This window comes from Bdellovibrio sp. HAGR004 (assembly GCF_055397015.1).
Genome location: NZ_AP029180.1, coordinates 1 through 11,921, shown reverse-complemented (window position 1 = coordinate 11,921; position 11,921 = coordinate 1). Strand labels below are relative to the sequence as shown.

14 protein-coding genes and 1 pseudogene are annotated in these 11,921 nt (G+C 43.1%); 3 read left to right on the top strand and 12 right to left on the bottom strand.

The features are described 5' to 3' along the window. The first annotated feature begins 72 nt into the window (after positions 1-72). The 3 genes and pseudogenes from ACZ5ZV_RS21335 to ACZ5ZV_RS21325 form a co-directional block, all read left to right on the top strand. Positions 73-345 (top strand): hypothetical protein, encoded by a 273-nt coding sequence (locus ACZ5ZV_RS21335; protein ID WP_464121604.1) that lies wholly within the window; start codon positions 73-75, stop codon positions 343-345. Further along, on the top strand, positions 345-686 hold the full coding sequence (locus tag ACZ5ZV_RS21330) for a type II toxin-antitoxin system PemK/MazF family toxin (RefSeq protein ID WP_464121602.1): 342 nt from the start codon (positions 345-347) through the stop codon (positions 684-686). Before ACZ5ZV_RS21335 ends, ACZ5ZV_RS21330 begins: the two co-directional genes overlap by 1 nt. 385 nt (positions 687-1,071) lie before the next feature. Continuing rightward, positions 1,072-1,896, top strand: a pseudogene (locus tag ACZ5ZV_RS21325) (reverse transcriptase domain-containing protein); the annotation flags it as partial. 187 nt (positions 1,897-2,083) lie between these two features. Here the strand turns inward: ACZ5ZV_RS21325 and ACZ5ZV_RS21320 are convergent. The 12 genes from ACZ5ZV_RS21320 to ACZ5ZV_RS21265 form a co-directional block, all read right to left on the bottom strand. After that, on the bottom strand, positions 2,084-2,536 hold the full coding sequence (locus ACZ5ZV_RS21320) for a four helix bundle protein (protein WP_464121620.1): 453 nt from the start codon (positions 2,534-2,536) through the stop codon (positions 2,084-2,086). Between the two features lie 50 nt (positions 2,537-2,586). Beyond that, a complete protein-coding gene (locus tag ACZ5ZV_RS21315; RefSeq protein ID WP_464121601.1) occupies positions 2,587-3,786 on the bottom strand; it encodes a hypothetical protein in 1,200 nt (399 codons plus the stop codon). Further along, positions 3,779-4,036: a hypothetical protein gene (locus tag ACZ5ZV_RS21310; protein ID WP_464121599.1), complete on the bottom strand. Its 258-nt coding sequence runs from the start codon at positions 4,034-4,036 to the stop codon at positions 3,779-3,781. The genes ACZ5ZV_RS21315 and ACZ5ZV_RS21310 overlap by 8 nt, the downstream gene beginning before the upstream one ends. A gap of 138 nt (positions 4,037-4,174) precedes the next feature. Continuing rightward, a complete protein-coding gene (locus ACZ5ZV_RS21305) occupies positions 4,175-6,358 on the bottom strand; it encodes a helicase HerA domain-containing protein (RefSeq protein ID WP_464121618.1) in 2,184 nt (727 codons plus the stop codon). After that, positions 6,345-7,022 (bottom strand): hypothetical protein, encoded by a 678-nt coding sequence (locus tag ACZ5ZV_RS21300; protein ID WP_464121616.1) that lies wholly within the window; start codon positions 7,020-7,022, stop codon positions 6,345-6,347. Before ACZ5ZV_RS21300 ends, ACZ5ZV_RS21305 begins: the two co-directional genes overlap by 14 nt. Positions 7,023-7,673: 651 nt before the next feature. Beyond that, a complete protein-coding gene (locus ACZ5ZV_RS21295; protein ID WP_464121614.1) occupies positions 7,674-8,114 on the bottom strand; it encodes a type II toxin-antitoxin system HicB family antitoxin in 441 nt (146 codons plus the stop codon). Continuing rightward, positions 8,018-8,260: a toxin HicA gene (locus ACZ5ZV_RS21290; RefSeq protein ID WP_464121612.1), complete on the bottom strand. Its 243-nt coding sequence runs from the start codon at positions 8,258-8,260 to the stop codon at positions 8,018-8,020. Before ACZ5ZV_RS21290 ends, ACZ5ZV_RS21295 begins: the two co-directional genes overlap by 97 nt. An 84-nt stretch (positions 8,261-8,344) precedes the next feature. After that, positions 8,345-9,622, bottom strand: a complete 1,278-nt coding sequence (locus tag ACZ5ZV_RS21285) for a hypothetical protein (protein ID WP_464121611.1) — start codon at positions 9,620-9,622, stop codon at positions 8,345-8,347. A 5-nt stretch (positions 9,623-9,627) separates the two neighbouring features. Beyond that, entirely contained in the window at positions 9,628-10,476 is an 849-nt protein-coding gene (locus ACZ5ZV_RS21280) for a ParA family protein (protein WP_464121610.1), read from the bottom strand. A gap of 86 nt (positions 10,477-10,562) precedes the next feature. Then, on the bottom strand, positions 10,563-11,114 hold the full coding sequence (locus ACZ5ZV_RS21275) for a recombinase family protein (RefSeq protein ID WP_464121608.1): 552 nt from the start codon (positions 11,112-11,114) through the stop codon (positions 10,563-10,565). 20 nt (positions 11,115-11,134) lie between these two features. Then, on the bottom strand, positions 11,135-11,485 hold the full coding sequence (locus ACZ5ZV_RS21270) for a type II toxin-antitoxin system PemK/MazF family toxin (protein ID WP_464121607.1): 351 nt from the start codon (positions 11,483-11,485) through the stop codon (positions 11,135-11,137). Further along, positions 11,482-11,721, bottom strand: a complete 240-nt coding sequence (locus ACZ5ZV_RS21265; protein ID WP_464121606.1) for a hypothetical protein — start codon at positions 11,719-11,721, stop codon at positions 11,482-11,484. The genes ACZ5ZV_RS21270 and ACZ5ZV_RS21265 overlap by 4 nt, the downstream gene beginning before the upstream one ends. Positions 11,722-11,921: the final 200 nt, after the last annotated feature.

The window sequence follows — 11,921 nt, the reverse complement described above, 5'->3', positions numbered from 1 at the left end:
TGTCTCAAAAACGAGCAAATATGAATCTATAACAATATCTTATGGGTCATGATAACTTGAGCTTGCTTTCTTATGAAAGAAGAGTATTATAAAAGTATGAGAACTAATACCAAGTCAAGCATTACACTGCCGCCGTTAGAGTTGGAGCTCGTCAATGAGTTAATGAAAGCCCTAAATGCAAAAACCAAAGTTGAAGTCATTCGACGTGGGTTAACTCTTTTGAAAGAAACAACGGATAGAAAAGCATTAAGATCTTCATTTAAAGAGGCTTCCGAGGCGACAAGAGAATCATTAAAAAAGGAAATTAAAGAACTAGATTCCCTATCTGGCGAAGGTCTTGAATAATGAAGATACTTCATGGACATCTTTACCTTGCGGACTTAAATCCACGACAAGGAACTGAAGCTGGGAAAATCAGACCAGTGGTCGTTATTCAAACGGATTATCTAAACGAGATTGAACATCCTTCGACCTGGATATTACCATGTACCACGCGTTTGACAGGTGAAAATATTTTGAGAGCTGTCTTTCCTAAAAACATGGCCGGTAATAACGAAGAATGCGAAGTCATGATTGATCAAAGTAGGTCCATTGATAATGCTCGATTCAAACGTCATCTTGGGAAAATTCCGCCAATAGTCTTTAAAGAAATTAAAGAAAAACTAAGACTTCTTGCTAATCTTTAAAAACTGCATTTTGAGGTGAGTTCACTGCAAACCTCTGTTTGGCGTAAAAAATCGGCTTATGGATCTTGTAACCGCTAGCGAAAACAGCATCGGGAACCGTTGTTGTTACTCACGTTGTTGTTGTTGAATGAATCACAACCGCTGTTGCCCATTATCTGTCCGTTGTTGTTATAGAGATCGGCCACCCACTTACCCGAAACTCATTCAGGCAGCATCCAACGGAAACATGGTAGCCGATCAGCTCTGTTTGAATTTCCACATCAACCCAGAAGGCGCACCCTCTGGGGCACTTCCCTTGCATCAACAGGGCTGGGGTATCTGATCTCACCTCTTCTGCGAAAATCCGTAAACCTGCGCACTCTAGGCATAAGCCGATGCAGAGATAATGATTGCGTACAAACAAAATGTCAATTACCTACTACACACTGTGGTTTATAATTTTACGCACCTCCATGATTCGTACAAAAAAGCATCCAAGGGACATGGGCGCTGCCGTCCCGTCCTGAGGTTTTGGTTTTATCTTGAACGTGAATTGGATCTCATTGCAAAAGACTTGAAATCCAGATCGTACAAGCCGCGCACCAAAAGACCTTTTATCGTCTTTGAGCCCAAACAACGAAAGATATTCGAAAGTCACTTCCGAGATCGTATTGTGCATCATGCCCTGTGCTCGATCTTAAATCCCCACTTTGAACGACGTTCTTTGCCTATGAGCTATGCTTGCCGAAAAGGCTATGGCAACCTGAAAGCTCTTAATAAACTGCGAACACTGCTTCGTTCACTTTCTGAATCCAACCAAGAGACGTGGATGCTGAAAATTGACATTCGCAAGTACTTTGATTCAATCCCTCACGACAAGTTGCTTAAACTGATTGAGCGCGACACCAATGATAAAGACCTCTTGTGGCTGTCCCACAAAATAGTTTCTTCGCATGAAAGTAGTCCAAAAACAGGGCTGCCCATTGGCAACCTAACATCGCAGATTTTTGCGAACCTTTATCTCAATGAGCTTGATCACTTTATTGTGCATAAAAAGGGCTTTAAACATCTTTTTCGGTTCATGGATGACTTGGTTATTGTTCATCCACAAAAATGCAAACTAGAGGCTCTTCTGGAAGAAATAAAGGTATTCTGTTTAAACACTTTAGAAGTTGAGGTTCACCCAAACAAGATCGTTCTTTGTGAAGCGAAAAAAGGCATTGAGTTTTTAGGCTTTCATGTAACCAATCGAAAGCGGGTCATCAAGCCGGCCAACATGGCGCGAATCAAAAACAGAATGCGTAAATTTTCAAAAATGATGCAGCAAGGAAGCCAAACCCCCGGTAAAACGGAGCAACGGCTCAAAAGCTGGATGGGATATGCCTGCCATGGGCAGGTAACATTTCAATTGGAGCATCTTACTTCTTGGAGTTCTTTCGATCCACAACTTCAGAAACTTTGTCAGAGCGCTTTTTTTCCACCTTCAAAAGACCACCCACCTGGGCCAGGGCCGATACAATCAGCTGCGCAAAGCGAGCATAGCGTTTTGTATCAATCGCCTTCAGATCGTGAGATATGCGAATCAGAATCCGACTTTTTTCAAGCCTTACAATCGCAGATACCAAAGCCTGTTCCCGGCGGTCCTCGGCAACGATCGCCTCGGTTACATCTTCCAGTGCCATTAACAGAGACGTTGAAAGACGTTTCCCCACGCTGTACTTATGAATCTTCGGAAACTGCGCATGAGCCCGCTCAAATTCGATAATCAAATCATAAAGCGTGCGAAAGACTGGAAATAGATCTACGCGATCTTTGGGGAAGTTCTCTTCAATTTTTTGTTCGGATTTTTGCGCTGATTTTTCTTCAGACATAGCCCTTGTGGGGCCTACTCGGCCCCACCCCCAAATTTAAATTTTTACCCCTAGCGAAAACAGCATCGGGAACCGAAGTTGAGACTCACGGAGATGTTGGTGAATGAATCACAACCGCTGTAGCCCAACATCTGGACGAGGTAGGTATAGAGATCGGCCACCCACTCCCAATGGCCTGTCATATTATTTGGACCGGCTGCGCCATCAACACAGGCCGCCGCCCACTCGCTGGCAGTACAAAGGCGTGCTTTTGGTGACTTTCCACGACAAGTCTGATTTGCCCCCAACCAATTAGCACTGGTTTCTGGATTTGATGAGATACAAAAAGCATCCGCACTGCCACTGGTGCCGATCAAGGTAAATCCCGCAGGACAGCTTGTAAGACCACCACCGCTCACGCTTTGCCAGGTCCCATCATCGCGTAAAAACTTAGTCCCATTAGCTCCCGTCGGACTCATTGTGGCTAAAGGACCTAAGCCCAAATTTGATCGGGCTGTGGCCACATCCGTTGCCCCCGTACCACCATTTGCAATCGCTACGGTACCGCTGATATTTGTGGCGGTCGTCGCAGTTGAAGCATTCCCGGTAATGTTAATCCCGGCCGATGTTCCGCCAGCATTGAAACCATTTAAAATCGCATCAAGCTTTGTGAATCTATCAAAAACACTTTCTAAATTCGTTTGCGTCATACCCTTGGCATTGTTGATGCTCACAAAATCCGAAGCCGCTTTTCCCTCTAGTGTCTCTGAGTTGATCGCATAGGCCATTGAGCGCATATTAAAATCTGCAACCACCGGGATTGAGTCAACATACAAACTCATACGGAATTTGCGGGCACCGTTTGTGCTTGTTGGATCAAAACTTGTGACCGAGCCATTCACGGAACCATCGGCAGCAAGACAAACTAACCCCGAAGGTAGGCTTGGACCATTAGATATCGTCGAAGAGTTGTTCATAACCTGTTTTAGCGTAAGGCCCGGATCATTTCCCTCCACAGCTCCTGTTCCTAGAGCTAAATTAATATAACCTTTGGAGATATTTACTCCGGTAAAGTTTTCTTCACGCAAAATACAATCGTTCGGTGAAAGAATGCGCGCATTCACAGTCACTCCCGACTTTGTCGGATACGTTCCGTCTGGAAGCTTAATCACCCCTTGAAAGCTAATGCCTTTATGCTGGGCAAAAGAGGATGGAGAAATTAGAAAAAATAACAACATAAGACAGGAATATACGTACCACTTCTTATTCATAAAAAACTCCCTCGACCTCAACTCCGTTTACTAATTTTGTTTTCTGCACAATCTCACCAAAAGATCCCGTCACCACCACGCCGTTATTAGTGGTAACAACCTCACCGGCAATAAAATCCGGTTCTTTACGGTTCAGGTTTTCTATAACAGAGTCAGGGATCTGTGAAAGATCCGACAGCGACGCATCTATAGAGCAGGCACCAAGAAAAACAGGTGCGGTGATTAATAGCAAAAATGCTTTGATTTTCATAAGATACGTATCGGAATACGAGTTAAATTTATTTACCCCCCCCCGAAAAATTATAAATGCTTGATTTTAAACAACTTTATGAGCCCAAAGGATGCTATCGCTGTGGATACCCAGTATTTAGCGTCTCATAAAGGGACTTTATATCTCAAGATCCTGTATTGTTTCCTTTTGAATTGGATTTCGCGATTGATTTTTGCTGGGAATTAAAGACTCTTTATAATCTTTTTGCTGAGTTGAAAGGCGATTTTCAAGTTGTACCGTTCTCATGCTCACTTGCGTGGTTATTTTTTGTGGCTGCGGCTTTATTGCCTCTCCAATATCTTCATGAGGAATCTCCAGCATCTTCACTTGAACCGTGCCAAAACGACTTGGTTTCTTCGCAGCATAAATCGCTTCACCAACATTCAAATTCCTAAAGACGTTCGGATGATAAATAAACTCATGCACAAGTTTCTTAGTCCCCATCCCAGTGTTGTCATCACCAAAAATCCACTCTTTGGTTTGTTTGGTCTTTTCATAAGATTCTTTAGTGCCAACAACAGAGGCCAAGATATCGCACGTTTCCGGGTCCTTCTGCACAAACGAGAACATGGTCTCGGTCGAATCCATAATCTGAGATTTGACAGTTGGATCTTTAAAGTCCCCTAAAGACTGGTGCGCGATCACAACGCCAATTCCAGAGCCGCGGCAGCGATTTAAAAAGCCCACAAAGGTCTTTGCCATATCTTCGGTTGATACGATATCCGAAAACTCATCCACCAAGACCGCAAAGCGTGGTCTTTCCTGTTCTGGGATATTAGTCACAATTGCACCACTGGCCGATCTCAGATCCGCCAGGAGAAGTCTTCCGAACTTTTTTGCGGACTCGTTGTAAGTTTGCCCGTCAAGGTTCACTAGGATGACTTTTTTCTCCATAATGGCTGAGAAAACGTCCAGAGTATTTTCGCAACTAAAGATGCCCCCAAACTCTGCTTTCACCAAAAGCGTCAGCTCAGTTTTTAAGCTCTCAAGGTCTTTTGCAAAGTCCTTACTAAACCCAGCTGCAAGGTTTTGAATGTCGGCCCGTATTGAAGCCTCATCTACCTGCTCCGCTAAAAGAGTTACACCCTGAACGGTAGAAATTGCTACGAGCAAATCCTCAAGATTAGAGACCATCCCTTTTTGGTCTCTTAAATACACTAAGCCCCTTAAAACCGTAAGAAGAGTTCTTTCAGATACTTTCTTGTAATATGGCTCACTCCACTCAATGGCCCCGATGATCTTATCTTTAAGCTCTGTCGCGTTCCCCAAAAGTAAAGGATTATAGCCGTAAGAGCTTTCCGGGTGACTAAGATCGATCAGAACAAAATCCTGCTCTCTAGACGCCATCTTGCAAAGACTCTTAAAGTCCTCCCGGACCTTGTAGTCAGCCTTTAGGTCGAGCATCAAAAGCCCCTCACCTTGCATAATTTGGTGAGCGTAGATGTTCTTTAAAAGAACCGATTTCCCAACTCCTGGCTGCCCCAGGATATGGATGTGATGGTTAATATCACGCCAAGAAAGTCTTAACGGCATTCTTTTGGGATGAGTGAGCCTTCCGATTTCAATATCATTCCCACGCATGGACTCGACAAGGTTAACGGCCGCAGGATCTTTTTCACCCAAATGGAACAAAAAGTGATACCAATAGACAGCCAGATAACTCCCAGCTACGGCAATCGCCACCAGTTTTAAAGACGGTGTCGGCGCTAGATTATTTGCGTATCTGAATAAAAACTCCGAGAGCAATAGACCCGACAGAAGAACAAAACCCCTTATGGCAAGCCCATGAGGCTCAAGCTTAATGTTAAATATGGCCCCCGTTATACCGGCCACAAGTGCCGCCACTGTAATTTTTAAAATCTTAAAAGGCCAAAACAAGAACAGCGTGAGGTTTCTAACGCCGTTATAAAGAGCAAACGACGGGCCTTTCATATTTAACAAATACCACCCGCCAGGCACTAACAGGAAATACGCAAAAGCCCCCTTTGCCACCAAAGGCGTTGCTAAAATCCCTGTAACCTTTTTGGCAACACTTCCGCCCTCAATCAGCGTCGGGATGATTTCGCGCAAATATCCCCAGCCCGCAAACGTAATAAAAAACCCACTGGCTAAAATGATTCCCGAACGGATCCACTTGCGCTCCTCTTTTTCATAAAATGAGGCATAGCTTAAGTAAGCAAAGATCATGGAAAAAACCATCACCGGCAGGAATGTTAAAAGCACAACTCCACCAAGCAGCATAAAAATCAATTGCGGCAAAGTGTCTTCTTGTGGATTCGGTTTGCTATTACTTTGTGACATCGAGGTCCCCTTTGCCTTTCCCGAAAAGTTCGTCTCTGGACTGCACCACGAACTTATTTGGAATGAGGTCGGTCATTTTTTTGATTTTGTTTTTTAGGTTTTCCGTTGAAGCAATGAACAAACACGCCTCAAAAACTGGATCCTTCTCGGTCATAAGCGCGTTAAGGCGGAACACCTTTTCTCGCAGTTGATTTTCAGATTTTGGTTTATTCTCATACTCAAAGGCGCATACTTTGCCGTGCTTAGAAGTAAAAATGGCGTCCGGCATGAAGTCCCTTTGCAGCCTTCCGGTGGCAGCCTCGGCCTGAGATTTTAGCAACTTTTCTGATCTCCAGTTGGACGCTCGGCCTTGTTTTTCAAGTTCCAAGCGGGACTTTAAAACGCCAAGATCATGCTCAAAAGTGACCACACTGAGCTTTGAAACTGGGTTTGGTAAGGAAAGGCCTAGAGAGACTTGGTCTCTCGGGCTAGACAACTTGGTCAGCTCTCGGTGACCTTTTGGCGTGGTCAGATAGAACTTTTTGGCCGTCCCGGAAAGCAAATTTACTGAACGCAAAAACCCAACAGCCTCTAACTTTTGGATCCTTTTTCTTGCCGCAAACATATCCTGACTTTTTGCATCAAAGAACTTTTGATTTAAACTTTCAACATCCGCAAACTTCATTTCCAAACAAAACCTTAAGATCTCTAAATCCCTTTTTTGAACCCAGATCCCTTCATCCCTTTTAACAACTTCTATCATTTCAAATTCCCCAATCCTGATCTCAAGTACCCTACTAGTACCCGGCCCCCACACCCAACTCATCACTCAATTAATCTACTTAACCACCCTGAGCTAAGCCGCCCGCTTTTACTCCTGAGCACCCGCACGTTGTGTGTGGGTGCTCAGGAGTAAAAGCGGGCGGCTCGTATTTTAGTAAGTCATTGATTTAAGGATAATTTTCAAACTTTTACCCCTCTAAGATCCCCTCCAACTACCTAGAGGGGTCTTTGGGATCAGGTCTCTATCAATTTTGAGAGGTGATGTGCAATAAAATTAAGCAGCCTTGTTGCGCTGAATCTGAGCGTAGCTTTCGCGTGAAATACTCATAACTTCAGAAAACGCACATAAATGCCCTACAGGCTACGTATATACTTCGGCGAGTATGGATGTGGCGGTGATGATATAAAAAACTAACCTTGAGGCGATTAAGCACTAATGCGGCCGCCCTGGGATTTGATTTTGGATAGCTTTGTTGGCTTATGAAAAAGGGAACTCCATTCCCTTGAACCCTTGGCAACCAAGATTTCGCAATGCGAAATCTTGGTTCTACTTTTATCGCCCCGCGAGTTTAGTTAGAACAAATTGGTTTACAGAAACGCCGGACTCTGCGGCTTGAATAGTGATTTCTTTATGTAACTCAGGGGTCGCTCGAACTAAAAACCTTCCCTTGAATTTATGCAAAGAGATTGGCTCCGGGATATGCTCTCCGTCCTCAAGCATCGAATCAAGAGCTAGGCTTAAAGCAACTTTTAGTTCTTTAATTGCACCTTCCGGTGTGTCGGCATGAGCAAGCACACTTGGCACTTCAAGAGTCCGAGCAATAAAAACGTCATCCTCTTCTGACCACTCGGCGCGATATGTATATTTACTCAGGGCCTCATTTACGCGGTTTGTTTTCATTTTTTTAATTCCTCCAACTTTTTCAAGGCCGAAGTTACTTGCTTTACTTGATAAGGTTTTGCCATTTTCCCATCTTTTTGCAAATTCACCCATGGCTGTCCCAGCCACGGAACCTTAAAAACATGATGGCTACCTTTAACCCGTGGCTCACCAAAGGCTTCATTACAAATTCGCAAAAGATCACTAAAGGCCACATTCTTTGGATTCGCTAAGATGTCGTATGCTGATTGAAAATCCATAGGTTGATAATATCATCGGCGATATCACCTGTCCACTTTAATGATATCACCTGTAATATCGTCCAGTTTTGAAACATTCTCAGCTTATATAGCCTGTATTGAGTTGGGCAGAGATTTAAACTCCTCAAAAGCCATTTTCTCTAAAAGATCCTGTGTCTTAACGAATCCTTTGTTTTTCTCCCGTACTTCTTCCAGGAAGTTTGGGTTTTTAGCTAAGAACTCTCGAAATTGAATTTGCAACTTAGTCTCAGCTAACTTCTTTTGGCTTTCTTCTGTTTGCTGGATTCTCGCAAGTTCTGCGTCGAGTTCTTTCTGCAAGGACTCTGAATACTTTTGGCTAATGTACTCCCTACCCGTCCCAAGAACCCCAAAAAGAATGTTAGCAAGACTTCCAGTCTTCCCATGCTCAACGTCAAAGCTTAAGGCTGCAAGACTTCGTTCAACGACATCCTGGGTTGCCTTGCCGGAATTAATGAGATTTTGAAGGTTGGTCGGAGAAATTCCAAAACGTCGGAGGTTTTCAGGAAGCTCTATTGTATTAGTATTTATATTTAAATTACTACTACTATAGGGACTGGTTGTCCTCGGTTGTGTCTCTAGTTGTGTACCTACTTTGTCTTCAGTTTGTCTCCACTTTGTCCCCAGTTTGTCTTCAGTTTCTGCTCGCAGAAGGTCTTGAAACACCTCATTCTTAAGCTCATAAATAGTCCATCCACCTCGGCCATCTTTGAATTTTACTCGCTGTAAGAAACTCTTTTGTTCAAGCCTTTGAAGAGTCTTTTTTGCAGAACTGACGCTTGTTTCACAGGACTTTGCGATGTGCTCAATTGAAAGTTTTTCAGTTTCATAAGAGCGAGCCGCCTTACAAGATCCATAAAGAAAAATAACTAAAGTTCTTTGTAAACCAACAAGGCTTGAAAATTCGGCAATCGTCTCTACTTTGTCTTCAGTTTGTCTCCACTTTGTCCCTAGTTGTGTCCTCGGTTGCGTCTCTACTTTGTCTCTAGTTTCCAATGAAGAGTCTCTGTTTTGATGGATAACCGTCTCTACTTTGTCTTCAGTTTGTCTCCACTTTGTCCCTAGTTGTGTCTCCACTTTGTCTTTACTTTGTCTTTGGTTTGTCTCTGGTTTTGTTGCCTGTTTGTTATCCGTTTGTAGACAAATTGTAGTTGTAGACTGGTCAACATCCCAATTAGATCTACTTGATAGCGGAATATCGGCACGCTTTGTGGATTCTTCAATACGTTGCATGACATCGGCTGGAGCTTTCGGAGAATAGATAATTTCTCCAGCTCCTGACTCAGAAGTAAATTCGTCTAAAATTGAAAGCGTCCCTTTGGATTTGCGTTCTTTTCGACTCATATATTTTATACCATCAATTCTAGTTCACGTTTTGAATGAACCTTTTCAGTCGATGGTTCCGTAGCTACAGAGGCTATAATTTCAGTTGTTACTGTAGTGTAATCTTCAGTAGCTTTAGCCGTAGGGAAGGCCTCAGATAAGAGTCTTCGCTTTACTTGAGCCGTTTTTACTTTGATGTCATTTCTGATCGGTGAGAAAACCCGACCACCACGAAGAAGATCTGCGTCCTCAAGTCGATGAAGGTCATCGACAATATCCATATCTAAATTTCTTCGGCCATCATACATGGTTGGAATAATTCCTAAAACTTGAGCTACTGGAATATTTTGCTTCTTTAGGTGGCCTTCAATATTTTCAATGAAGTTTAAAGTGTTTTTAACACCAACAACAGAAAGCAGATCAGGAGAGCATGGTAAAAGTAAATAATCAGCAAAGGTAATAATGTTAGTAGAAATGAGCGATAGAGCAGGAGGAGTATCAATTATGATCACGTCATATTGATTCAATCCCAGCATTCTTTTCTTCATGAGGAGTTCGGAGTCTGGTGTATTAGCATGAGTTTTTTCAAATTCACGCATTAAGCGCCCGCCGGATAATATAACATCAATGTTTGGACGTGTGCTAATTGCCAGCGTTTCAGGCTTGATATTATCAAGCAGTGTCGCTGCTAAGCCACCCTCTGCTTGTTGCAGTTTAATCCCAAAAATAGTTTTTATATTTGATTGTTCATCAGCATCAACAATGAGGACTTTTTTTCCAGCATTAGAAAAACCGTCAGCTAGGCCAAGAGTTGTTGTGGTTTTGCCGGTCCCACCTTTGTGACACATAACTGCTAAAACAAGTGGTTTTTTCATGCTGAGATCCCTTCACTAGTTATTATGAATGATTTCAGCATTTGTATGGAGAGCAGGGCAATTAAAATTTTATTGTATAGCTTGCGTCATAAATATTGAGATAAATTTCTGTATAGCGTGCCTTTTGAGATATCTAGAGTTTCGCAGATCTCTGTTATAGGAATTTTTGAGCGGTGTAGGGCGCGGGCCTGCTCGATTTTCTTTTCATCCATCACACGAGGGCGGCCGCCCTTGCGACCACGTTCTGCGGCGGCTTTTAATCCCGCAAGGGTTCTTTCTTTAATGAGTTCTCTCTCAAATTCCGCAAGAGCTCCGAAGATATGAAGGAACAACTTCCCGCTGGCGGTGGTTGTGTCGATGTTTTCCTGGAGGGATTTAAAACCGATTCCGCGATCATTAAACATATGCACAAGCTCAATAAGGTGCTTAAGGCTTCGCCCAAGGCGATCAAGCTTCCAGACAACTACGGTGTCGCCAGGGCGGACGTATTTTAGAAGCTTGTCGAGTCCTTCGCGCTCGGATTTGGATCCACTGATAACGTCTTCAAAGACCTCTTTGCAGCCGGATTTAACCAATGCATCTTTTTGAAGGTCCATAGACTGATCTTGTGTTGAAACTCGCGCGTATCCGATGAGCATCCTTGCCTCGATTTCTATATTTAAAGATCTAGAAAGTCCTTAATTGCGGCCTTTAAAATTTCTTGTAACCCCTCTGGAAGCATTCCTAGATCTTGCTTAAATAAGCTAGTATCCCAAGCTAAAATCTGCTCAATGAGAGCCTCACTGTCTTTTTCTAGCCCGCATGTTCCTTTGGGAATTCTTACTCTAATAGGAAACGTATCTTCGGATTGCAGGTTTGTTGTTAGAGGGATAATAAGAGCAGAGCCAAGACCTGCCGCGCAGAACTCTGAGGGTTGAATACAAATGCACGGGCGCTGTTTACCGGGCTTTGTCCCAATCCGTGGTTCTAAATCGACTGTATAAACGTGCCACCTTTTAGGTAATATCATGGTAGGTTCTTAAACCTTTCTTTGGTTTGAAATTCTTTAAGAACATCTAATCCCGACTTACCAACGACTTTCGCAGCTCGTTCCCATCGTTTTACTCTTTCAGAGCGCTTTACGTCTTCTTCTAAAAGAGTGAGTGCGGCACGAACCACATCGACTTTGGATCTAGCTCCGGTCTTCTCTTTTAAACTTTCAATTCTATTATCGTCTTCAGGCTGAATCATAAGCGGCTTTCCCATATATACTCCTAAATATATCTATAAGTATATATCATTGTTTGCTTAATTTCAAGTATGTCTAAACATTTAGAATCGTTCCAAAAACGCATAAGGCTGTCTATTTTGAAATTCAACGTAAAAGGAAGTTTTGAGATGGGTTTTGGAACTAAAATTTCTCCGTAACATAAGCCGTTATGTTACGGATCTTTTGCGACGACGAC